Source organism: Pseudomonas sp. PDM01 (assembly GCF_014852325.1).
GTDB classification, from domain to species: domain Bacteria; phylum Pseudomonadota; class Gammaproteobacteria; order Pseudomonadales; family Pseudomonadaceae; genus Aquipseudomonas; species Aquipseudomonas migulae.
In genome coordinates, this window is sequence record NZ_JACVBK010000001.1 from 332859 (window position 1) to 355105 (window position 22247).

At 58.4% G+C, this 22247-nt stretch carries 20 protein-coding genes; 8 read left to right on the top strand and 12 right to left on the bottom strand.

Annotated elements, in window-relative coordinates:
* Positions 1-67: 67 nt before the first annotated feature.
* A complete protein-coding gene (locus IB246_RS01550; RefSeq protein WP_008038916.1) occupies positions 68-3091 on the top strand; it encodes an FAD-binding and (Fe-S)-binding domain-containing protein in 3024 nt (1007 codons plus the stop codon).
* An 11-nt stretch (positions 3092-3102) separates the two neighbouring features.
* Here the strand turns inward: IB246_RS01550 and IB246_RS01555 are convergent, their stop codons facing one another.
* Positions 3103-3690 carry a TetR/AcrR family transcriptional regulator gene (locus IB246_RS01555; protein ID WP_008038903.1) on the bottom strand — a complete coding sequence of 196 codons (588 nt, stop codon included), beginning with the start codon at positions 3688-3690 and terminating at the stop codon, positions 3103-3105.
* A gap of 172 nt (positions 3691-3862) precedes the next feature.
* On the opposite strand from IB246_RS01555, the gene IB246_RS01560 reads away from it, so the two are divergent.
* The 4 genes from IB246_RS01560 (at position 3863) to IB246_RS01575 (ending at position 10147) form a co-directional block, all read left to right on the top strand.
* Entirely contained in the window at positions 3863-4141 is a 279-nt protein-coding gene (locus IB246_RS01560) for a LysR family transcriptional regulator (RefSeq protein WP_008038901.1), read from the top strand.
* Positions 4142-4281: 140 nt separating this feature from the next.
* On the top strand, positions 4282-5526 hold the full coding sequence (gene mexE / locus IB246_RS01565; RefSeq protein WP_008038899.1) for a multidrug efflux RND transporter periplasmic adaptor subunit MexE: 1245 nt from the start codon (positions 4282-4284) through the stop codon (positions 5524-5526).
* An 11-nt stretch (positions 5527-5537) separates the two neighbouring features.
* On the top strand, positions 5538-8732 hold the full coding sequence (locus IB246_RS01570) for an efflux RND transporter permease subunit (protein WP_008038896.1): 3195 nt from the start codon (positions 5538-5540) through the stop codon (positions 8730-8732).
* Entirely contained in the window at positions 8729-10147 is a 1419-nt protein-coding gene (locus IB246_RS01575) for an efflux transporter outer membrane subunit (RefSeq protein ID WP_008038885.1), read from the top strand. Before IB246_RS01570 ends, IB246_RS01575 begins: the two co-directional genes overlap by 4 nt.
* A gap of 66 nt (positions 10148-10213) precedes the next feature.
* Here the strand turns inward: IB246_RS01575 and IB246_RS01580 are convergent, their stop codons facing one another.
* The 6 genes from IB246_RS01580 to IB246_RS01605 all read right to left on the bottom strand — a co-directional run bounded on the left by IB246_RS01580 (position 10214) and on the right by IB246_RS01605 (position 15282).
* On the bottom strand, positions 10214-10810 hold the full coding sequence (locus IB246_RS01580) for a cytochrome c3 family protein (RefSeq protein WP_008038883.1): 597 nt from the start codon (positions 10808-10810) through the stop codon (positions 10214-10216).
* Positions 10811-10819: 9 nt separating this feature from the next.
* A complete protein-coding gene (locus tag IB246_RS01585) occupies positions 10820-11305 on the bottom strand; it encodes a nitrate reductase cytochrome c-type subunit (protein ID WP_008038876.1) in 486 nt (161 codons plus the stop codon).
* A gap of 11 nt (positions 11306-11316) precedes the next feature.
* Entirely contained in the window at positions 11317-13821 is a 2505-nt protein-coding gene (napA, locus tag IB246_RS01590; protein ID WP_008038874.1) for a nitrate reductase catalytic subunit NapA, read from the bottom strand.
* Positions 13818-14078 (bottom strand): chaperone NapD, encoded by a 261-nt coding sequence (locus IB246_RS01595; protein ID WP_008038861.1) that lies wholly within the window; start codon positions 14076-14078, stop codon positions 13818-13820. Before IB246_RS01595 ends, napA begins: the two co-directional genes overlap by 4 nt.
* A gap of 33 nt (positions 14079-14111) precedes the next feature.
* Positions 14112-14279 (bottom strand): periplasmic nitrate reductase, NapE protein, encoded by a 168-nt coding sequence (gene napE, locus IB246_RS01600; protein WP_008038857.1) that lies wholly within the window; start codon positions 14277-14279, stop codon positions 14112-14114.
* 262 nt (positions 14280-14541) lie between these two features.
* Positions 14542-15282, bottom strand: a complete 741-nt coding sequence (locus IB246_RS01605) for a Mut7-C RNAse domain-containing protein (RefSeq protein WP_008038855.1) — start codon at positions 15280-15282, stop codon at positions 14542-14544.
* A 358-nt stretch (positions 15283-15640) separates the two neighbouring features.
* On the opposite strand from IB246_RS01605, the gene IB246_RS01610 reads away from it, so the two are divergent.
* The gene (locus IB246_RS01610; RefSeq protein ID WP_192228256.1) at positions 15641-16102 is read left to right on the top strand and encodes a hypothetical protein; all 462 of its coding nucleotides are present in this window, start codon (positions 15641-15643) and stop codon (positions 16100-16102) included.
* A 105-nt stretch (positions 16103-16207) separates the two neighbouring features.
* Here the strand turns inward: IB246_RS01610 and arsH are convergent, their stop codons facing one another.
* The 4 genes from arsH to IB246_RS01630 all read right to left on the bottom strand — a co-directional run bounded on the left by arsH (position 16208) and on the right by IB246_RS01630 (position 20215).
* Positions 16208-16900, bottom strand: coding sequence for an arsenical resistance protein ArsH (arsH, locus tag IB246_RS01615; protein WP_008038847.1), 693 nt, complete (start codon positions 16898-16900; stop codon positions 16208-16210).
* 11 nt (positions 16901-16911) lie between these two features.
* Positions 16912-17382: an arsenate reductase ArsC gene (locus IB246_RS01620; protein ID WP_008033448.1), complete on the bottom strand. Its 471-nt coding sequence runs from the start codon at positions 17380-17382 to the stop codon at positions 16912-16914.
* Positions 17383-17538: 156 nt separating this feature from the next.
* The gene (locus IB246_RS01625) at positions 17539-18639 is read right to left on the bottom strand and encodes a hypothetical protein (protein WP_008038845.1); all 1101 of its coding nucleotides are present in this window, start codon (positions 18637-18639) and stop codon (positions 17539-17541) included.
* Between the two features lie 94 nt (positions 18640-18733).
* Positions 18734-20215, bottom strand: a complete 1482-nt coding sequence (locus IB246_RS01630; protein ID WP_157222766.1) for a hypothetical protein — start codon at positions 20213-20215, stop codon at positions 18734-18736.
* 126 nt (positions 20216-20341) lie between these two features.
* Between IB246_RS01630 and IB246_RS01635 the strand changes: the two genes are divergently transcribed.
* Together IB246_RS01635 and map are read left to right on the top strand one after the other, a co-directional pair.
* On the top strand, positions 20342-20608 hold the full coding sequence (locus IB246_RS01635) for a ParD-like family protein (protein WP_008038842.1): 267 nt from the start codon (positions 20342-20344) through the stop codon (positions 20606-20608).
* On the top strand, positions 20605-21396 hold the full coding sequence (gene map / locus IB246_RS01640) for a type I methionyl aminopeptidase (RefSeq protein ID WP_008038841.1): 792 nt from the start codon (positions 20605-20607) through the stop codon (positions 21394-21396). The genes IB246_RS01635 and map overlap by 4 nt, the downstream gene beginning before the upstream one ends.
* A 74-nt stretch (positions 21397-21470) precedes the next feature.
* Here the strand turns inward: map and IB246_RS01645 are convergent, their stop codons facing one another.
* The gene (locus tag IB246_RS01645) at positions 21471-22118 is read right to left on the bottom strand and encodes a TetR/AcrR family transcriptional regulator (RefSeq protein WP_008038840.1); all 648 of its coding nucleotides are present in this window, start codon (positions 22116-22118) and stop codon (positions 21471-21473) included.
* Positions 22119-22247: the final 129 nt, after the last annotated feature.

The following is a 22247-nucleotide window of genomic DNA, read 5'->3' on the forward strand; positions in this document are numbered from 1 at the left end:
ACCTATTAATGCTCAGGCGACAAGTATTTTGATTTCCGTGATTAGACCTACAAGAGATTTTCCAGCGATGATCGCCCAGTTGCCTACCGCTGCACCCGCCGCACAGTACCCGGAATTCCTCCAGGCCTTGCGTGCCGCCGGTTTCCGCGGTCAGCTCAGTGCCGACTACGCCACCCGCACCGTGCTGGCGACCGACAACTCGATTTACCAGCGTCTGCCGCAAGCGGCGGTGTTCCCACTGGATGCAGACGACATCGTGCGCATCGCAACATTGATGGCCGAACCGCGCTTTCGCCAGATCAAGCTGACCCCGCGTGGCGGCGGCACCGGCACCAACGGCCAGTCGTTGACCGATGGCATCGTGGTTGACCTGTCGCGACACATGAACACCATCCTCGAAATCAACGTCGCCGAACGTTGGGTGCGGGTGCAGGCGGGCGTGGTCAAAGACCAGCTCAATGCCGCGCTCAAACCTCATGGATTGTTTTTCGCCCCGGAGCTGTCGACGTCCAACCGGGCCACCGTTGGCGGCATGATCAACACGGACGCCAGCGGCCAGGGCAGTTGCACCTATGGCAAGACCCGCGATCATGTGCTGGAACTGCACAGCGTACTGCTCGGCGGTGAGCGCCTGCACAGCCAGCCGCTGTCCGACGCACAGCTGGAAGCTGCATGTGCGCAACCCGGCCGTATCGGCGAGGTGTACCGCACCGCACGGCAGATCCAGGAAACCCAGGCCGAGCTGATCGAGGCGGTGTTCCCCAAACTCAATCGCTGCCTGACCGGTTACGACCTGGCGCACCTGCGCGACGAGCAGGGGCGTTTCAACCTCAATAGCGTGCTGTGCGGTGCGGAAGGTTCGTTGAGTTACCTCGTCGAAGCCAAGCTCAACGTGCTGCCGATTCCCAAGTATTCGGTGCTGGTGAACGTGCGTTACAGCAGCTTCATGGATGCGCTGCGCGATGCCAATGCATTGCTGGCGCACAAGCCACTGTCCATCGAAACCGTGGACTCCAAAGTGTTGCTGCTGGCGATGAAAGACATCGTCTGGCACAGCGTCGCCGAGTATTTCCCCACGGATGCCGAGCGCCCGACGCTGGGTATCAACCTGGTTGAATTCAGCGGCGAAGACCTGTCGGAGGTGAACGCTCGCGTGGCGTCGTTCGTGACGCATTTGCAGGCCGATACGACGATCGAACGGCTGGGCCACACGCTGGCCGAAGGTGCTGAAGCGGTGACCCGTGTCTACACCATGCGTAAACGCTCCGTCGGTTTATTGGGCAACGTCGAAGGCGAGGTCCGCCCACAGCCGTTTGTTGAAGACACCGCCGTACCGCCTGAGAAACTGGCCGACTACATCACCGAGTTCCGCGCACTGCTCGACAGCCATGGCCTGGCCTACGGCATGTTCGGTCACGTCGATGCCGGCGTGTTGCATGTGCGTCCGGCGCTGGACATGAAAGACCCGAAGCAGGCCGCACTGGTCAAGCCGATTTCCGATGCCGTGGCCGAGCTGACCCGGCGTTATGGCGGGCTGCTGTGGGGCGAGCATGGCAAGGGTTTGCGCTCGGAATACGTCCCCGATTTCTTTGGCGAACTGTATCCGGCGCTGCAATCGCTCAAGGGCGCGTTCGACCCGCACAATCAGCTCAACCCCGGCAAAATCTGCACCCCGCCGGATGCTGCCCAAGGCTTGCTCAAGGTCAACGAAGTGACGCTGCGCGGTGATCTGGATCGGCAAATTGACGAGCGCGTGTGGCAGAGCTTCGGCAGCGCCGTGCACTGCAACGGCAACGGCGCTTGCTACAACTATGACCCCAACGATGCGATGTGCCCCTCGTGGAAAGCCACCCGGGAACGCCAGCATTCGCCGAAGGGCAGGGCGTCTTTGATTCGCGAGTGGTTGCGCCTGCAAGGGGCGGCCAACATTGATGTGTTGCAAGCGGCCCGGGGCAAATTGTCGTGGTTGAGCGGGTTGCCGGCGCGGCTGCGCAACAACCTGGCGCGCTCGCGCGGCGAGGCGGATTTCTCCCATGAAGTGTACGACGCCATGGCCGGCTGCCTGGCCTGTAAATCCTGCGCGGGACAATGCCCGGTCAAGGTCAATGTCCCGGAATTCCGCTCGCGTTTTCTCGAGCTGTATCACGGTCGCTATCAACGCCCGATGCGCGATTATCTGATCGGCTCGCTGGAGTTCACCATTCCCTACATGGCCTACGCGCCGGGCCTGTACAACGCGGTGATGGGTTCGAATTGGGTGAGTCGTTTGCTGGAGCGACACGTCGGCATGCTCGACAGTCCGCTGATCCACCGCTTCGACCTGCAGAACACGTTGACCCGCTGCAAAGTCGCTGTCGCCAGCGTGCCCGCCCTGCGCGAACTGACTGCCGCACAACGTGAGCGAAGCGTGGTGTTGGTGCAGGACGCCTTCACCCGCTACTTTGAAACACCGCTGTTGGCGAGCTATATCCAGTTGGCGCATCAGTTGGGCTACCGCGTGTTTCTGGCGCCCTACAGTGCCAACGGCAAGCCTTTGCACGTGCAGGGTTTCCTCGGTGCATTCGCCAAAGCGGCGATCCGCAACGCCAATCAGCTCAAGGCCCTGGCCGACTGTGGCGTGCCGTTGGTTGGCCTGGACCCGGCGATGACGCTGGTCTATCGCCAGGAATATCAGAAAGTGCCGGGCCTCGACGGCTGCCCGAAAGTCTTGCTGCCCCAGGAATGGCTGGTTGATGTGTTGCCTGAAAGGTCCCGTCACGCTGATCAGACGTTCCGTTTGATGGCGCACTGCACCGAGAAGACCAACGTCCCGGCCAGCACCTCGCAATGGGAAACCGTGTTTGCCAGGCTTGGGCTGAAGCTGGTGACCGAGGCAACCGGCTGTTGCGGCATGTCGGGCACCTACGGCCATGAAGCGCGTAACCAGGAGACCTCGCGGACTATCTTCGAGCAGTCATGGGCGGGCAAGCTGGACAAGGCGGGTGAAGCGCTGGCGACGGGGTATTCGTGCCGCAGCCAGGTCAAGCGCCTGGCCAGCAAGCAACTGCGTCACCCGCTGGAGGTGGTGTTGGAGCATGTGCTCGTTGAGTGAAGAGTAGGGCGTCAGTCCGGAACGCCTGCCTGCTCTTCTTTCTCGGGAGCAGCAGGCCAGGCACTGATCACCGATTGCAGGAACTGCCCGGACAACTCAGGGTTGTCCAACGCCCTGGCAATCAATATCGCCCCGGCTATTGATGACAGGACGCGCAGCGATTCCTGGTATTTCTCCTCGTGACTTTCCCCCTCGACCAGCGCCATCAGCGTTTCGATCAAACGCTCGACGCCTTTGGTGAAGGAGTTGCTGACGGTCCCGCCGGCGCGGGCAACATCGGCGCCCAATGCCGGGATGGGGCAGCCCTCGGTCCAGTTATCCAGGTGCCCTTGCGTCAGGTAACCCTTGATGAGCTCGGGAATGGATTTGGCGTCCCGCCAGTCCTGGATATTGGACTCGAACGTGCGGGTGACGGCTTCTGAAGCCAACTGCTCCTTGCCGCCCGGAAACTGTCCGTAAAAGCCGCCATGGGTCAGGCCCACGGAGCGCGACAGTTCACCAATGCCGATGCCGTCGATTCCCTTTTCCCGATACAGCCGGGACGCGGCCGTGAGGATCGCCTCTTTGTTTGCGGCGGCCTGGTCTTTCGTGACTTTCATGAGTCTGCTCCTGTCGCCAGGTCGGCATCGCTTGGGAAAAGCTGTGCTGAGAGGCTGGTATTGATGATGCGCGTCATATAAAGTCGCTGCAATGGCTTTTCCGGTATCGACTCAAGTCTGGCGGATTCCCCGCCTGTGGCTCAAGTCAAAAATCTCTACGTGGACCTGCCCCATGAAACGTAATGATCTGCACAGTATCGATCTGAATCTGCTGGTGGTATTCGACACGCTGATTCAGGAGCGAAACCTCACCCGCACCGCTGAGAAACTGTCGCTGGGCCAGCCCGCCATCAGCGCGGCGCTGGTGCGTTTGCGCAAGTTGTTCAACGACCCTTTGTTCGAGCGCATCGGTCGCCGAATGGTGCCCACCCCACGGGCATTGAGTGCGGCGCAGACGCTGGGGCCGGCGCTGGATTGCGTGTGTTCGGCAATCGCTCACAAGAGGGGTTAACCGGGTAGCCCCCTTTTTTTGCTCTTAAACATGATAGCTATCATTAATGATGATAGCCAACTTCACTCCGTTCGATTCGTCGTGACCTCGCGCGAGGCCGAGAATCCGCAAATTCCCAAACCGTCTGGCGGACACAACCCATGGAACAGTCACTCAAACCTTTGCGTTATCCCTTGGCTGCGTTGGCGCTGCTGATGCTTGCCGCGTGTGAACGTACACCCAGCGCCGCACAGGCTCCGGGGGCGCCGCACGTTACCGTCGCCAAAGTGCTCGAGCAGCCCATCACCGAGTGGGATGAAGTCACCGCTCGCCTGGAAGCACCGGAAACCGTCGAGGTTCGTCCACGGGTGTCGGGTCAGATCGAACGCGTGGCGTTTACTGATGGCGTATTGGTGAAGAAGGGCGACTTGCTATTCCAGATTGATCCACGGCCGTTCGAACATGAGGTGCATCGCATCGAGGCGCAGCTGCAACAGGCACGCGCCACCCTGGTCCGCACCGGCAACGAAGCGCAGCGCGGCCAACGTCTATTGAGCAGCAACGCGATCTCCGCAGAGCTCGCCGACACCCGCACGACCACGGCGCAAGAGGCCAGGGCCGGTGTCGATGCCATTCAGGCGCAGCTGGATCTGGCGCGTTTGAACCTCAGTTTCACCCGCGTTACCGCGCCGATCACCGGCCGCGTCAGCCGTGCGGAAATCACCGCCGGCAACATCGTGACCGCCGACACTACAGCGCTGACCAGCGTGGTCTCCACGGACAAGGTCTACGCCTATTTCGATGCGGACGAGCGCATGTTCCTCAAGTACAGCCTGCTTTCCCGCCAGGGCCAGCGCGGTCAAGCCACGCCGGTGTACATGGGCCTGTCGAACGAGGAGGGCAACAGCCACCTCGGGCAGATGAACTTCGTCGACAACCAGGTCAATCCGAAAACCGGCACCATCCGTGGTCGCGCGGTGTTCGACAACACGGACGGCCAGTACACCCCCGGCCTGTATGCCCGGTTGAAACTGGTGGGCAGCGCCGCCTATCCCGGCCTGTTGATCAAGGACGAAGCGGTGGGCACCGACCTCGGCAAAAAATTCGTGCTGGTGGTCGATCAGGACAACAAAGCCGTGTATCGCAGCGTCGATCTGGGGCCGAAGCTTGAAGGCTTGCGCATCGTGCGCAGCGGCTTGCAGAAAGACGATCGCATCGTCATCAACGGCTTGCAGCGCGTGCGGCCCGGCGCAGTGATCGATCCGCAGGATGCGCCGATGGCCAGCCCGGAAACCGTCGCCACACTGGCTCGCCAACGTCAGGCCATCGAAGCCTCCAATCAGCCGGCTGCCGCTAAATCACCTGCCCTGGTGAAAGCGGATTCTGCCGCTGCACCTCGCGGATAAGGAGCACCGACATGAAGTTCTCCCAGTTCTTTATCACGCGGCCGATCTTCGCGGCGGTGCTGTCGCTGCTGATCCTGATCGCCGGCGCGATCTCGCTGTTCCAGTTGCCGATCAGCGAATATCCGGAAGTGGTTCCACCGACCGTCGTCGTTCACGCCAACTACCCGGGCGCCAACCCGAAAGTCATCGGCGAAACCGTGGCAGCCCCTTTGGAGCAAGCCATCACCGGCGTCGAGAACATGCTGTACATGTCCTCGCAATCCACGGCTGACGGCCGGCTCACCCTGACCGTGACCTTCGCGTTGGGCACCGACCTGGACAACGCCCAGGTCCAGGTCCAGAACCGCGTAACCCGTACCGAGCCCAAGTTGCCCGAGGAAGTGACGCGTATCGGTATCACCGTCGACAAGGCATCGCCCGAGCTGACGTTGCTGGTGCACTTGGTGTCGCCGGACAAACGCTACGACATGCTCTACCTGTCCAACTACGCGATCCTCAACGTCAAGGACGAGCTGTCGCGTCTGGAGGGGATCGGCGATGTGAAGATGTTTGGCATCGGCGATTACTCGCTGCGTATCTGGCTCGATCCGGACAAAACCGCCTCGCGTAATCTGACTGCCACTGATGTGGTCACAGCGGTGCGTGAACAGAACCGTCAAGTCGCCGCCGGGCAACTGGGTTCGCCACCCGCACCAAATGCCACCAGCTTTCAGATGTCGATCAACTCCCAAGGGCGGTTGGTCAGCGAAGAAGAGTTTGAAAACGTGATCGTGCGCAGTGGCCCGAACGGCGAAATCACGCGCCTGAAGGACATTGCCCGGATCGAACTGGGTTCCAACCAGTACGCCTTGCGCGCCTTGCTCAACAACCAGGAAGCGGTGGCGATGCCGATCTTCCAGCGGCCGGGTTCCAACGCCATCGACGTCTCCGATCAGGTGCGGGCGAAGATGGCCGAGCTGAAGAAGAACTTCCCGGAAGGCATGGATTACGAGATCGTCTACGACCCGACGATTTTCGTCCGCAGCTCGATTGAGGCGGTGGTGCACACGCTGTTTGAAGCACTGATTCTCGTGGTGCTGGTCGTCATCCTGTTCCTGCAAACCTGGCGCGCTTCGATCATTCCATTGGTGGCCGTGCCCGTGTCGCTGATCGGTACGTTTGCCGTGATGCACCTACTCGGATTTTCGCTCAACGCGCTGTCGCTGTTCGGCCTGGTACTCGCCATCGGGATCGTGGTCGACGATGCCATTGTGGTGGTGGAGAACGTCGAACGAAACATCGAGTCCGGACTGGAACCGGTCGAAGCGACCAAGAAAGCCATGGGCGAAGTGACCGGGCCGATCATCGCCACGGCGCTGGTGCTGTGCGCGGTGTTCGTGCCTGCGGCTTTCATCTCGGGTCTTACGGGACAGTTCTACAAACAGTTCGCGTTGACCATCGCGATCTCCACGGTGATCTCGGCGTTCAACTCCCTGACCTTGTCACCGGCGTTGGCGGCGGTGTTGCTCAAAGCCCATGGCGCACCGAAAGACCGGTTCTCCAGAGTGCTGGATCGTTTGCTCGGTGGCTGGCTGTTCAAACCGTTCAACCGTTTCTTCGAAAAGGCCAGTCACGGCTACATGGTTGCCGTGGCCAAAGTCATTCGTGGCAGCAGCGTGGCGTTGTTGGTGTACGCCGGCCTGATCGCCATGACCTGGATGGGTTTCAGCACCACGCCGACCGGCTTCGTGCCGACCCAGGACAAAAAGTACCTGGTGACCTTCGCGCAACTGCCGGATGCCGCGAGTCTCGACCGCACCGAATCGGTGATCCGTCGCATGAGCACCATCGCCATGAACGAGCCGGGTTTCGACAGTGCCGTGGCATTCCCGGGCCTTTCAATCAACGGCTTCACCAACAGCCCGAACGCCGGTATTGCGTTCATCGGCTTGAGTTCGTTCGAAGAGCGTAAAGACCCGAGCCTGTCTGCCAAGGCGATTTCCGCCTCGCTCAACGGCAAGTTCGGCGGCATTCAGGACGCCTACATCGCCGTGTTCCCGCCACCTCCGGTACAAGGCCTGGGCACTATCGGTGGCTTCCGTCTGCAGATCGAAGACCGTGGCAACCTGGGCTACGACGAGCTGTACAAAGAGACCATGAACATCATCGCCAAGAGCCGTAGCACGCCGGAGCTGGCCAACCTGTTCACCAGCTACACCGTCAACGTGCCGCAGGTCGAAGCCGCCATTGACCGGGAGAAAGCCAAGACTCACGGGGTGAAGATCAACGATATTTTCGACACCTTGCAGGTCTACCTGGGCTCGCTGTACGCCAACGACTTCAACCGTTTTGGCCGGACCTATCAGGTCAACGTGCAGGCTGAGCAACAGTTCCGCCAGGAACCTGAGCAGATCGGTCAGTTGAAGGTGCGCAATGATCGCGGCGAGATGATTCCGCTGGCCACGTTCGTCAAGGTCAGCCCGACGTCAGGCCCTGACCGGGTCTCGCACTACAACGGTTTCCTCACCGCAGAAATCAACGGCAGTGCAGCCCCCGGCTACAGCTCCGGACAGGCACAAGTCGCGATTGAAAAGTTGCTCAAGGAAGAATTGCCCAATGGCATGACGTACGAGTGGACCGACCTGACCTACCAGCAAATCCTGTCGGGCAACACGGCTTTGCTGGTGTTCCCGCTCTGCGTGCTGTTGGCGTTCCTGGTGCTGGCGGCGCTGTATGAAAGCTGGAGCCTGCCATTGGCGGTGATCCTGATTGTGCCGATGACCCTGCTGTCGGCGATTGCCGGGGTGATCATTTCCAAGGGCGACAACAACATCTTCACCCAGATCGGCCTGATCGTACTGGTTGGCCTGGCCTGCAAAAACGCGATCCTGATCGTCGAGTTCGCCAAGGATAAACAGGACCAGGGCATGTCGCCGCTGGATGCAGTGCTGGACGCTTGCCGCATGCGTCTGCGGCCGATTCTGATGACGTCCTTCGCGTTCATCATGGGGGTGATTCCGTTGGTGACGTCCACGGGTGCCGGCTCGGAAATGCGTCGTGCGATGGGTGTCGCGGTGTTCTCCGGGATGCTCGGCGTGACCTTCTTCGGGTTGCTGCTGACGCCCGTGTTCTTCGTGCTGATTCGTCGCTACATCGAGCGCAAAAACGCGCGCAAGGTCACCAAGGCTCATCAGGCAAACGCACTTAACCAGGAGGCACATTCATGAACACCTTGAAGCTTTTTTTACCCAGCCTTCTGGTCGTCGCGCTCGGCGCCTGCACGGTAGGCCCCGACTACAAAACGCCGGACACCGCGCCTGCCAATGTCGTGTCTGCCCAAGGCAGTGCCTACGATCAATCGCGTTTTGAAACGGTGTGGTGGCAACAGTTTGATGACCCCACGCTCAATCAGTTGGTGAGCAAATCCCTGGAGGGCAACCGCGACTTGCGCGTCGCGTTTGCCCGCTGGAAAGCGGCCCGGGCGATTCGTGATGACGTCAGCAATGACATTTTGCCGGTTGTCACCAGCCGCGTCAGCAGCCAGCAGGGCAAGTCGCAAGTGCCTGGCCTGACCGAAAGCCGCGTCAATATCGAGCGCTACGACCTGGGCCTCGACATGGCATGGGAAGTCGATCTGTTCGGCCGGATCCAGCGTCAACTGGAATCCAGCAGCGCCCAGGAAGACGCTGCCGCCGCAGACTTGTATCAGCTTCGCGTGACAATGATCGCCGAGCTGGTGGATGCCTACGGCCAATTGCGTGGCGCGCAGTTGCGGGAAAAAATTGCCCTGGCCAACCTTAAGAATCAGCAGGATTCGCGCAGCGTGACGGTCAGCCTGCGCGATGCCGGCGTGGGCAATGAGCTTGACGTGGTGCGTGCCGACGCACGTTTGGCGGCTGTCGAGGCGACGGTTCCGCAACTGCAAGCGGAACAGGTGCGGCAGAAAAACCGCATCGCCACGCTGTTGGGTGAACGCCCGGATACGTTGAGCGTGTCGTTGAGCCCTGCGCAGTTGCCCGCCATCGCCAAAGCATTGCCGATCGGTGATCCCGCCGAGCTGCTGCGCCGGCGTCCCGATGTGCTTGCCGCCGAGCGCAGGCTGGCGTCCTCCACGGCGGAAATCGGCGTGGCCACCGCCGACCTGTTCCCGAGAGTGAGCTTGAGCGGCTTCCTCGGTTTCACCGCTGGCCGTGGATCGCAGATTGGTTCAAGTGCCGCCAGAGCCTGGGGATTGGGACCGAGCATTACCTGGGCAGCTTTTGACCTGGGCAGTGTGCGAGCGCGCATCCGGGGTGCCGACGCGAATGCCGAAGGCGCCTTGGCCACCTACGAACAGCAAGTGCTGCTGGCGCTGGAAGAGTCGGAAAACGCCTTCAGCGACTACGGCAAACGCCAGCAACGGCTGCTGTCGTTGATCCGGCAAAGCGAGTCCAGCCGAGCGGCGGCAGACCTGGCGGCGATCCAGTACAAGGAAGGCACGGTGGATTATCTGGTGTTGCTGGATGCGCAGCGTGAACGCCTGAACGCCGAGGATGCGCAGGCGCTGGGTGAGATTGATCAGTACCGGGGCATCGTCGCGATCTACAAGGCGTTGGGAGGAGGGTGGGACAGTGGCGGCAAAAAAGTGGTAACCACGAACTGATGCCGGTGTGAGATCTGTCGCCCTACGCTGACGGTGTGGGGCGGCCGGTCGGATATTTCGGATGCATCACCATCCTTTCACTCCACTCATATCGGGCAACTTGTGCGCAATGCCCTTGTGGCAGTCGATGCAAGTGGCCTCGCCCTTGGCCAATGCGGTGGAGTGCATGGCCGCAGCGCGTTTGCCCTGGCGGGTAAAGTCCATGAACTCAAAGTTGTGGCAGTTGCGACATTCGCGCGAGTCGTTGGCCTTGAGCCTGGCCCATTCATGTTCCGCCAGTTCACGGCGCAAGGTGAGGAATTTGTCGCGGGTGTCGATGGTGCCGAACAGCTTGCCCCAGACTTCCTTCGACGCCTGCATCTTGCGCGCGATCTTGTGCGTCCACTCATGGGGGACGTGGCAGTCCGGGCAACTGGCGCGCACACCGGAACGGTTGGTGTAGTGAATGGTGTCCTGCAACTCGACATAGACGTTGTCGCGCATCTCGTGGCAGGAAATACAGAACTTCTCGGTGTTGGTCAGCTCCAGCGCCGTGTTGAAACCGCCCCAGAAAATGATCCCGGCGATAAAGCCGCCCAGTGTCAGAAACCCCAGGCTGAAGTAAACGCTGGGTCGACAGAGGATGCCCCAATAATCCTTAAGCAGGGCGAACAGTGCTTTCATGGCGCCTCCTCAAGGTTTTTGCGCAGCGTTGGCATCGTCTTGCAGGATTTTGTCGATGGTTTCAAAGGTGTTGCCCACCAGCGGCAGTACCTCTTTTTGCGGCACGTGGCACTGAGTACAGAAGTAGCGCCGGGGCGAGACCGCCGCCAGCGCCTGACCGTCGCGGTCCATGTAGTGGGTGATGCTGATCATCGTCGCCTGGGTGCGCGCGCTATTGGCCCGGCTGTGGCACGTCAGGCATTTGTTGCCGTTCTTGTCGATCTGGTACCCGCGAATGCTATGGGGAATGGTCGGCGGCTGGTCAGGATAGTTGCGCTCGCGCTTCAGGTCCTTGTTTTCATCGTTGGCAATCGGTGGTGCGGGCATGCTCCGGGTGAGGGTGCCGCCGGGGCGGCGACCGTCGGGGCCGGGCGCGTCCAGCGGGTAATCGACCTCGGCGGCGAGCACCATGCCCATTGCGGCAAGCAGGACCAGGGGCAGGATTCGAAAAGTCATGACGGTTCTCCTCAAGCCGCGCTGATCAACTCGATGCGGATGGCGCATTTCTTGTAGTCGGTCTGCTTGGAGATCGGGTCGGTGGCGTCGAGCGTGACCTTGTTGATCAACTTGTTGGCATCGAAAAACGGTACGAACACCAGGCCGCGGGGTGGTTTGTTGCGCCCGCGGGTTTCGATGCGCGCGCGGATTTCACCGCGGCGGCTGATCAGCTTCACTTCGCTGCCACGCCGTGCCTTCAAGGCCTTGGCGTCCTCCGGATGCATGTACACCAGGGCGTCCGGCACCGCTCTGTACAACTCCTCGACTCGCTGGGTCATGCTACCCGTATGCCAGTGTTCGAGGACCCGGCCGGTGCTTAGCCAGAACGGGTAGTCAGCATCCGGGATTTCCGCCGGTGGCTCGTAGGGCAGGGCGAAGATGATCGCCTTCTTGTCCGGGTAGCCATAGAACTGCACTTCGCTGCCGGCCTCCACGTAAGGATCGAGGCCCTCGCGATAACGCCAGCGGGTCTCCTTGCCGTCGACCACCGGCCAGCGCAGGCCACGTTCGCTGTGGTAAAGGTCGAAGGGTGCCAGGTCATGGCCGTGGCCACGACCGAACCGGGCGTACTCTTCGAACAAGCCTTTTTGCGCATAGAAACCAAAGGCCTTGGCTTCGTCGTTCTTGTAGCCGGCCTCGATTTGCTCGACGGGAAACTGGTCGACCTGACCGTTCCTGAATAGAACCTCGAACAGGGTTTTGCCTTTGTATTGCGGCGATTTGGCCAGCAACTCGGCGGGCCAGGTTTCGTCGGTGGTGAAGCGTTTGGAAAACTCCATCAGCTGCCACAAGTCCGATTTGGCGTCTCCCGGTGCACTGACCAATTGATGCCAGAACTGCGTGCGACGTTCGGCATTGCCAAAGGCGCCTTCCTTTTCCACCCACATGGCGCTGGGCAGGATCAGGTCGGCGGCCTGGGCGGAAACGGTGGGGTAGACGTCCGAGACGATGACGAAGTTTTCCGGGTTGCGCCAGCCAGGCAAGACTTCCTGCATGATGTTCGGCCCGGCGTGCATGTTGTTGCTGGCCTGGGTCCAATACACGTTGAGGACGCCGTCCTTGAGCATGCGGCTCTGTTGCACCGCGTGAAAACCGACTTTCTCCTGAATGGTGCCGGCCGGCAGTTTCCAGATCTGTTCTGCGGTGGCGCGGTGCTTGGGATTGGTCACTACCATGTCGGCGGGTAAGCGGTGGGAGAAGGTGCCGACCTCCCGCGCAGTGCCACAGGCCGACGGCTGGCCGGTCAACGAGAATGGGCTGTTGCCCGGCTCGCTGATCTTGCCGGTGAGCAGGTGGATGTTATAGATCAGATTGTTGGCCCACACCCCGCGTGTGTGTTGGTTGAAACCCATGGTCCAGAACGACACGACCTTGCGTTCGGGGTCCGCATAAAGTTCAGCCAGGGCCTTGAGGCGTTCCGGGGCAACGCCGGACTCTTTCGCGGTACGTTCCAGGGTGTAGGGTTTGACGAACGCGGCGAACTGCTCGAAGGACATGTCGGTCCAGGTATTGGCCTTGTCGGCATTCTTCGCCTGCTTTTCCCGTGGGTCGTCGGGACGCAAACCGTAGCCGATATCGTCGGCGCCTTTGGCGAAGCGCGTGTGCTTGCTGATGAAATCCTTATCGACCTTACCGTTTTCAATGATGTGGTTGGCAATGTAATTGAGGATCAGCAGGTCGGATTGCGGCGTGAATACCATGGGAATATCGGCCAGTTCGAAGCTGCGATGCTCGAAGGTCGACAGCACCGCGACTTTCACGTGCGGCTGGCTCAGGCGCCGGTCGGTGACCCGGCTCCATAGAATCGGGTGCATCTCAGCCATGTTCGAGCCCCACAGCACAAAGGCGTCGGTGGCTTCGATGTCGTCGTAGCAGCCCATCGGTTCATCCGCGCCAAAAGTGCGCATGAAACCCATCACCGCCGAGGCCATGCAATGGCGGGCATTGGGGTCGATGTTGTTGCTGCGAAAACCGGCTTTCATCAATTTGTTGGCCGCGTAACCTTCCCAAACCGTCCATTGCCCGGAACCGAACATGCCGATCGATTCCGGGCCTTTGCTCTTCAGGGCTTGCTTGAACTTTTCTTCCATGATGTCGAAGGCCTGGTCCCAGCTGATCGGCTGGAATTCGCCCTGTTTGTCGAACTGGCCGTTGGTCATGCGCAGCAGTGGCTGGGTCAGGCGGTCCACGCCGTACATGATTTTGGAGAGAAAATAGCCCTTCACGCAGTTGAGTCCGCGGTTGACCTCGGCCTTGACGTCGCCATGGGTGGCGACCACCCGGTTGTCGCGGGTCGCGACCATCACGCTGCACCCGGTGCCGCAGAAACGGCAGGGCGCCTTGTTCCAGTCCAGGGTGACCATGTCCGCCTCGGTAATCAGGTTACTGGCGGACGTGGCAATCGGCAGGCCAGCGGCGGCGGCTGCGATGGCCGCGGCCTGGGCCTTGACGAACTCTCGGCGGGACATGCTCATTCGGTGTCTCCTGTGGGCTCTAGGAGTTCGTGATAGATCAACGCGGCGTTGAGCACACCCGGCAGATTGTTGATTTGCTCGATACGTTGCAGGATCTGATTTTCGTGGCTGGCCTCAAGCACGACCACCAGTTTTCCGGCGGCACTTTCGTGATGTAATTCCAGGCCGTCCAATAGACGCAAGTTGGCTTTGACGGCGTCGAATAGTTCAGGTCGGGCAAGTACCACCAGGCTGGCTATATGCAGAGTTTCGTCCATGCGCTGACTCCAACAGGCTCTGAAAGAGAACTATCAGTTAGGTGGTCCGGGCGGGCCGTAGAGCATTTGGAAAAACCAGATGAGGAAGCCATAGCCGCCCACTATCGCGACCGACAGCAGCGGAAAAAGGCAGACGACAAGAAAGACAAACAGCCGGGCTTCTTTGCGACGCTGCGGTTTTTGTTCTTCAGCCAACGACATGAGAATCTCCTGCCGAAACTTGCGTTGATACTAGATCAGTAGTTAAGGGGAGGACTTCTGCCCTGAGTTTTTCTCGACCAATGGTTAATCTCCATGCACCGGTGCAAGCCTCGGAAACGCTAGTACGAGCGGGACAGGTTTCAAGCTACTTTCGTGACGCAACGCTGGCGTATCGGCCCGATCTCCTTGCGCGCAGTGCATGCGGTGACCGGAGTTCCCGAGTAAACGATCCTCGCAATCTCTTCCCGGTCGATGCATTCGGCTATCGGTCCAGCAGAGGTGCCAGCAGTGCACACATGCTGCGCCAGTGCGAACCCTTCCAGTAAATCCGTTGGCAGGCATCGCAACGCAGGAAGTGCGAATAGAGGGCGCCAACGCGTGGCGGCACCTGCGGCCGGGCCAGTTCCGGGCTGATCTCGTGCAGCGGCAGGTTGCAATGAAGGCACAGGCTGAATGGCCGCGCGCTACGCGCCAGGTCGAGGCGCTCGTACAATTCGCGCAGCTGCAGCGACGGTTTCAGGGCATGCACGTAACAGCCGTGGCTGATGATCCGCCGCTTGAGCAGTTCGCGGTCACGGGTGAGCACGATACGTCCTTGCTGCGCAGCGATCTCAGCAATCTCGCCATCCTCGAAGCCATTGTCGTAGAGGGTGTCGAAGCCGCTCATGCGCAGCAGGTTGGCCAGCCCGCCCAAGTGCGCATCAGCGACGAAGCGCAGCACCCGTAAAGGTTGAGCCCGAACCTTTAACAGCGGGCTGATGTCCAGCGTTTCGAACTTGGGAAACACCGCCAACCGGTCATCATCGAAGATCACCCGCTCGAAACCCACCGACTCGCCGTTGAGCAACACCAGTTCGACCTCCGTGTGCGGTATCCCGAGCGCCTCGATCATGTGCTTGACCGTCGCCCCTCGCGCGCACTTGCAGGTGAATGACTGCCGCCGCCGTTCGGCCGGCAGGAAATCGTTGAGCTCCTCGTAGAAGCGGAAGGTTGCACTGGCCATGATGAACAGTATGGCAGGGCTGCAGGATGAGCGAGTCTGGCCCGGACATCTTCTGCGGCGGGGCCCCGACTACGATCGTGTTGGAATTGCTCAGGGATAGGTTTGATGCCGATTGGTTCAGGGCCTTCCAGGCGGCAAAGATAAAAAGCAGTGGGCCAAATGTATCGCTGTGTATCCAGACCCGCTGTAAAGATGCTGGCGTACAAATGCCCCTCGATCCGGATACATCCGGGATACACGGTTGCAGTCAAATAGCCTGGCCTTAGCGAGAAAGCAAACGCACCTCGCACCACGGCTTATAGCCCTGGCGGCATGACCCTGAGCGGCCTCACCGCACACAGTATCCGGAGAAATAACCATGTCCCGTCTTTCGAACAAATCCCGTATTGGCCTGATCGCTGTTTCACTGGTCGGCTGCATGAACCTCGCTTCGTCCGCCTTCGCCGCTGACGCACTGCCTCAAGGCTACCAACTCGCCGCGGCGGAAAAGACCAGTGAAGGCAAGTGTGGCGAAGGCAAGTGCGGTGCCAGCGAAACTGGCGCCAAGGTCACCAAGGCCGGTGAAGGCAAGTGCGGTGAAGGCAAATGCGGCGACGCTTCCTTCGCCCGTACCGACACCGACCACGACGGCCGCGTTTCCCTGAAAGAATTGCTGACCGTGGCCCCAAAGGGTGCTGAAGAGTTCAAGGCGATGGACACCAACAACGACGGTTTCCTTTCTGAAGGCGAGGTCTACAAATTCCGCACCAACCAGTTCACCTCCAACGGCAAGAAAGTGCCAACCGAGCTGTTCACCAAAATGAGCAAAGCGCAGGGCTGATAGTGGGTTGCCGACTACGACAACACCGGTGTGGCGAGATAGGTTTTTTTCTATCTCGCCACACCGGTGTTTTATTCGTTGTGATCTATAAAGCGTCGGGGTGCTTCAAATCGACCGCTGATTCACCCGCCGGGTCAGTTCCTCCGCCGACTCCTTGCGTTCGGAGTAACGGTCAACCAGGTCCGGACGCTCCCGGAGCAGCAGAGTGAACTTCACCAGCTCCTCCATGACGTCCACCACCCGGTCATAAAGCGCGGACGGTTTCATGCGGTTGTCTTCGTCGAATTCCAGATAAGCCTTCGGCACGGAAGACTGGTTGGGGATGGTGAACATCCGCATCCAGCGCCCCAGCACACGCAGTTGATTCACTACGTTAAACGACTGAGAACCACCACTGACTTGCATGACCGCGAGGGTTTTGCCCTGGGTCGGGCGAATGGCGCCTAGCGCGAGCGGCACCCAGTCTATCTGCGCCTTGAACACGGCCGACATCGAGCCGTGACGTTCAGGAGAGCACCAGACCTGTCCTTCGGACCATTGCATCAGTTCGAGCAGTTCCTGGACTTTCGGGTGATCGGTCGGTGCATCGTCCGGCAGAGGAAGGCCGGATGGATTGAAGATCCGCGTTTCTGCACCGAAATGTTCGAGCAATCGGGCGGCTTCCTCGATCAGCAGACGACTGAATGAGCGCGGTCGGGTTGATCCGTACAACAGCAGGATTCGTGGCTTGTGCGGGATGTCGTCACCGGCAATGGATTGAATCAGGGAGGCGTCGAGATTGGGCAGTTCGTGGGACATGAGGGCTCCGGTTACAGGGTGCTGATGCGATCGAGTTCGCGCTTCAACGCATCCCGGTCAAGTTCGCCGAAGGGCAGGGCGAGGAAGGCCCGGCAGCGTGTTTCGATGCGCGCCAGGGTCGAGTGAAAGGCTGCGGTCACGACCGCTTCGTCGCCCTTCACTTCGGATGGATCTTCCAATCCCCAATGGGCCTTCAGCGCCGGCCCGAAGTAAACCGGGCACGCCTCGCCGGCAGCCTTGTCACAGACGGTGATGACAATGTCCGGTGGGTTGGCTTCGAAGGCGTCGTTGCCTTTACTGCTCAACCCGTCAATCGCGATGCCGGCTTCTTGCAGCGTCACAAGACTGCGCGGCAGAACCTGGCCCTTGGGGAAGCTGCCGGCACTGACTGCCTGAAAACCTTGCGGCGCGAGATGATTGAACATCGCTTCGGAGAGGATGCTGCGGCAGCTATTGGCGGTGCACATGAACAGAACGCGCATGGTGACTTCTCTGGGTACATATGGTTAATCGAATATACGGTTTTCCATATGGGGTGGTCAAATGCTGTCTGACTGTCAATTCATTGCCTGGCATGGGGGCGTTGCAGGAGTGCAGTCTACGAGTGGCAGCTTTTGACCAAGGCGTACGCATGATCGTCAGAAGATCTTGTACAGTCTGCTCCTGCAAAGCAAAGATATTTCCTCAAACTTGCCCTTTCCTGATTTTACCGAATGTCTTACTTCATTAATAATTTCTTGGATAAGGGGTACCATCCCTTGATACGTATACTCCGGTTGAATAACAACCAGAAGTGTTCTGTTGTCTGGATAGTTTTTGGCGTGCTTTTTCTCAATGGCCTGGACTATCTTGCCAGGGATAGAATCTATCATTGCTTTGAGCTTTACTTTGGTTTTCATTGGCAGAGTGCCGTCATTGGACTGACTCAATAGCGATAGCAGTTCATGATCGCCTACTGGAAGCGCCCACGTGATCTCCAGTATTTTCTCACTGCCATGTTCGTCAATTATTTTTAAGTCAAAAATCTCTTGATTCAGTCCGAACTGTAAAATTGCCGAATCGCTGACATTACATTTTTTGATGAATTCCAGTGATGGAAGAAACTCTTCGCGGAGACTCTTGTTGGGTGCGTGACGAGTTGAAAAAAATCCATCTTCGGCATGTAGAAAATGCATATTTTCAACAGAGCTATGCCCGATGTAATCATGAATGATCTTTTTGAAATCTGCTGCGGATATGGGCTTTTCAAATATTTTTAAATCTAAGTTTTCCTTCTCATATGTTTGTTGGGTAGGCGCCTGGCGGGATTTTAATTCAGTCTCAGCGTGCACTACCAAAGAAACATAATGTTCGACAAAAACAGGATGCCCGCGGAGATCATCATCATCATCTCGATAATTTACAAGTTGCTTGTCTTTCGTACCTTCAAATTCTGAAAGCACTTTATCAATGGTGCACTTTAGGGCTTGTGTCAGACGGTCCCGTTCGTGTGGTTTTTTCTCAAAAAAGCTGAGCCACCAGAGAAATGTATCTTCGAAGCCAAGCAATTCATGCTCGTGTAGAAAAACATCAGAATTATACTGATTTTTGAAGTCGGTCAAACTTTCATTAATGCGTTTGGTGAGGTCGCTATAAGCTTTCCACCCCAGTTCCTGATAGGGGTGGCCTTGTGCGAACACAATGTAACTGTGAGACTGAGAATCTTCTATTTTCTCAAACTCTTGAATAGTCATTTGCATCGTCTACATTCCTTGATAGGCCTAATAAAATAGCGGCAAAAACGGGGACAGATATATTTTCAGAAAGGAAAACAGGTCTGCCCCCTTTTTTCACTCATGGGGTAGTGGCCGTTTTGGCTTTTTTCCGGCGCGTTTTTTTGACTCCAGCGACCGCAGCGCTCGTGGGCGCAGCACTTGGAATCAGGCATAAGTTGCCTGCTCGCACGCACCCGCAAAGGCATTGAGGATCCTTAGCCTTGATCGAAAACTTCAGCAGGATGTTGCCGTGATTGTGTTCGTGCTTGGGTGGGTAGGGTGGGTATGTTCTGCTGCATTCTTGCCTGTCCTTTGTAAGCGTCACCGTCCAATCCCAGCCTGCAGCCTCATAGGCATCAATCGAATCCTGTTTGGGATGGCCGTAGCTGTTTCCGTCGCCCACTGATAGAACGAGTTTTTTCGGACTGCCTCGCATTGGCTTGGGAACGGCTGCCGCAGTGATCGTTGATCCATGATGGGGGGCCACCATGCCCGCCAATTTAAGCCGGTGGTTGGTCGCCAGGGAGGGAATGGACGGGAAGTCGGCGTCTCCGGTCATGAGAATTGCCGGCCCTTTACCCTTCGGTCGGACAAACATCGCAATACCGGTGTTGTTCCTGTCCCTTGTCTGACGTGTATCGGGCTCACAGGCTTCCAGCCAGCCATCGGCAAAACGAATTCGTTCGCAATTGTCTGGCCATAAAAGCATTGCCGAGATGCCAGGCATTAATTGTTTGCGTGTCAGCGCATCATAAAAACTTCGCGCCAGCGGGCCGATTTGATGTTGTTCTATCTCAGGTGCACGAGCAATCCAGAAACGCTTAAGTGCCTCCTGGTTCCATTCGTGTTTGGTTGTCAGGTTTACGGGATCGTATTTGCTTCTGGCGATTGCATAACACCAGTGATCCATATCCCAATGGGAAAGCACGACAGGGGCAGCCGTATGATGATTGCAAGCGAAGAAAGCAGGCTGGTGGGACGGACGCGTACGCGCGTGAAAGTTCGGCGCCCAGCCCAAATCAAAAAAGACGCGTGGGAACTCGTGTTCGTCGACGATGGCGTTGCAGTTCCCCTGACCCACATCGTACGCAGCAATCGCGAGAGTGCCTGATTCGCGTAGCGAAACATCAAGCACTCCAGCGATAAAGCTTGCAGGTGAGCGCACCTCACCAGCAAGCATGAAGATGGCGCTTTCCCAATTGCTCAACTCAATGGGCGACACGCTGGCAATGTGAAGCAGGACTGGCTCGGCATTGTCTCCAAACATCACAACGTCCGCCGAGATCGTATTTTCCGAAATTTGCGAGGCAACCTCGATTTTTACCCAGCGGCCCTCCGACTCCCCAATGCTTGGGAATAGTCCTGCTACGGACGCAAAAGAGACTCGTAAGGTAAGTAGATCAAGCTCAGTATCGCGGGGAGAGTAACCCCTCGGTTGTTTTCTGCTGAAACAGTCAAAAGTTACCCAGCCGCCATTTTCCTTGTTTTGCTCGTCACGCTCTATTTCAACCAGAGCCGTGAATTCTCTGCGTCTGTACTCAAGCAAATCATGATCCTTCATATCACTCTCTCTCATGGCGCCACCTTGGCCGGATTCATCACCGTCTGGAAATTACAGTATCCGTTCTTGATTTCAAGCTCGAACCGGATAATATACGTTCCATATCCATTTCATATAGTGAGCCTCATGGGCATCGTAAAAATTTCTGAAGACATGCATGAGCATCTGCGCGTCGCGAGCGATGCGTTGAGTCGCTCGATCAACGCTCAGGCCGAGCACTGGATGCGTATCGGGATGCTTGCCGAATTACACCCCGACCTGGATCACAGCGACATTTGCCGCATGCTGATTCGTGCAGAACTGCAAGGCGGTCTTGATTTGAAGAAGCTCTGCGCCCTCGAAGAAAGTTCGCAAGGCCCACAGGTTCATGCAGCCATCGGAGCCAGGAAATGAGGGCGAACGTGCGCATCAATACCCGGGCAGACATCGCCAGCTCACGTGCCGCTGCAACGCTGGCGGCCGAGGTGCTGGCCATGATTGGGCCTTATGTGAAAGCGGGTGTCACCACCGACGAGCTCGATCAGCGCTGTCACGACTACATCGTCAATGTGCAAAAGGCCATTGCGGGGAATATCGGGTATCTCGGCTACCCGAAAACCGTGCTGACGTCCGTCAACCAGGTGGTCTGCCATGGCCTGCCTTCGGCCACTGTCCTGAAGGATGGCGACATTGTGAATATCGACGTCGCTGTCAAAAAGGACGGTTGGTATGGCGACACCAGTCGAATGTATTTCGTGGGTGAACCCAGTCCGCAGGGTCGGCATTTGGTCAAGACCACCTACGAAGCGCTGTGCGCCGGTATTCGAGTCGTTCGCCCCGGTGCCACGCTGGGCGATATCGGTTATGCCATTCAGTCGGTCGCCGAAAGGGATGGATTCAGTGTTGTGCGCGAATACTGCGGTCACGGTATTGGCAAGGTCTATCACGATGAGCCGCAGATCCTCCATTACGGCTACCCCGGCCAGGGATTGCAGTTGAAAGCGGGCATGATTTTCACCATTGAGCCCATGCTGAATGCGGGTAAGCGTCACGTGAAAACCCTGGCGGACGGCTGGACAGTTGTCACCAAGGATCACTCCCTTTCGGCCCAGTGGGAGCACATGGTGGCGGTCACTGACGATGGCTTTGAGGTTCTATCTGCCTGGCCTGACAGCGTCGAAGAGTTCCCGGCTATCCGATAACCCGACCCTGGACGGGCCTTTGACAATTACGCAGTTGCGCCGGATTCACGCCATGGCCTCACGGGTTAAGTCAATCAGTCCCTGTTGGCCATTGCGATAGCTGGCGGAGCGGAAGAGGCCGTAATGTCCCAAGTCAGCAGTATCTGGGTGATGGCCGCATCAATTACCTCATGCGACGTGTTATCCCGAGCGAGGATGGAAATACCCTGCAGGAAACTGTCGAACACCGTAGCCATCGCGGGCGCGTGAACATTGCCCGGCAATTGACCTGTACTGATACCCCGCTCGACACACGCCAAAATCCCCGCACGAGTGCGGGTGCGTGAATGGGTCAATGCATCGACCACCCGCGCACTCTCCGGGCTGGGCGCGCTCATCACGCCGAGGGCCACCATGCAGCCTTTGGGATGACCTTCTTCGCATTGCATGCGCGCCGATTGGCGCAGCGCGGTTTCGATAGCCTGGCGTGGAGGCAGGCTCCCATCCCACAGGCATTCGGTGACTTGAGCGAAAGTCGCCAGATAACGCTGCACACACTCGTCAAACAACGCTTCCTTGGAACCGAATGCCGCGTAAAAACTCGGTGCGGAAATTCCGCCGCCCAATCCGGCTTTCAACTGAGCGAGGGAGGTCGCGTCGTAGCCGTGTTGCCAAAACAGGTGCATGGCCTGTTCCACGGCTTGGTCGCGGTCAAAGGTTCGGGGGCGGCCCATTTGCGCCATTTCAAGGCTCCTGAGGATTACGAGATAAATACTAGTCGATACATAAGTCGTTGACAACGAGTGCTGGCAGCCTTCAACATTTGTATCGATCAGTATTTAAGTCGAAAATCCTCACTCAAGGAATCTACC

Bases quoted from the DNA above. Each gene is read 5' to 3' on its own strand.
- IB246_RS01550 (WP_008038916.1), top strand. From the start codon at position 68: ATGATCGCCCAGTTGCCTACCGCTGCACCCGCCGCACAGTACCCGGAA.
- IB246_RS01555 (WP_008038903.1), bottom strand. From the start codon at position 3,690: ATGAAAGTCACGAAAGACCAGGCCGCCGCAAACAAAGAGGCGATCCTC.
- IB246_RS01560 (WP_008038901.1), top strand. From the start codon at position 3,863: ATGAAACGTAATGATCTGCACAGTATCGATCTGAATCTGCTGGTGGTA.
- mexE (WP_008038899.1), top strand. From the start codon at position 4,282: ATGGAACAGTCACTCAAACCTTTGCGTTATCCCTTGGCTGCGTTGGCG.
- IB246_RS01570 (WP_008038896.1), top strand. From the start codon at position 5,538: ATGAAGTTCTCCCAGTTCTTTATCACGCGGCCGATCTTCGCGGCGGTG.
- IB246_RS01575 (WP_008038885.1), top strand. From the start codon at position 8,729: ATGAACACCTTGAAGCTTTTTTTACCCAGCCTTCTGGTCGTCGCGCTC.
- IB246_RS01580 (WP_008038883.1), bottom strand. From the start codon at position 10,810: ATGAAAGCACTGTTCGCCCTGCTTAAGGATTATTGGGGCATCCTCTGT.
- IB246_RS01585 (WP_008038876.1), bottom strand. From the start codon at position 11,305: ATGACTTTTCGAATCCTGCCCCTGGTCCTGCTTGCCGCAATGGGCATG.
- napA (WP_008038874.1), bottom strand. From the start codon at position 13,821: ATGAGCATGTCCCGCCGAGAGTTCGTCAAGGCCCAGGCCGCGGCCATC.
- IB246_RS01595 (WP_008038861.1), bottom strand. From the start codon at position 14,078: ATGGACGAAACTCTGCATATAGCCAGCCTGGTGGTACTTGCCCGACCT.
- napE (WP_008038857.1), bottom strand. From the start codon at position 14,279: ATGTCGTTGGCTGAAGAACAAAAACCGCAGCGTCGCAAAGAAGCCCGG.
- IB246_RS01605 (WP_008038855.1), bottom strand. From the start codon at position 15,282: ATGGCCAGTGCAACCTTCCGCTTCTACGAGGAGCTCAACGATTTCCTG.
- IB246_RS01610 (WP_192228256.1), top strand. From the start codon at position 15,641: ATGTCCCGTCTTTCGAACAAATCCCGTATTGGCCTGATCGCTGTTTCA.
- arsH (WP_008038847.1), bottom strand. From the start codon at position 16,900: ATGTCCCACGAACTGCCCAATCTCGACGCCTCCCTGATTCAATCCATT.
- IB246_RS01620 (WP_008033448.1), bottom strand. From the start codon at position 17,382: ATGCGCGTTCTGTTCATGTGCACCGCCAATAGCTGCCGCAGCATCCTC.
- IB246_RS01625 (WP_008038845.1), bottom strand. From the start codon at position 18,639: ATGCAAATGACTATTCAAGAGTTTGAGAAAATAGAAGATTCTCAGTCT.
- IB246_RS01630 (WP_157222766.1), bottom strand. From the start codon at position 20,215: ATGAAGGATCATGATTTGCTTGAGTACAGACGCAGAGAATTCACGGCT.
- IB246_RS01635 (WP_008038842.1), top strand. From the start codon at position 20,342: ATGGGCATCGTAAAAATTTCTGAAGACATGCATGAGCATCTGCGCGTC.
- map (WP_008038841.1), top strand. From the start codon at position 20,605: ATGAGGGCGAACGTGCGCATCAATACCCGGGCAGACATCGCCAGCTCA.
- IB246_RS01645 (WP_008038840.1), bottom strand. From the start codon at position 22,118: ATGGCGCAAATGGGCCGCCCCCGAACCTTTGACCGCGACCAAGCCGTG.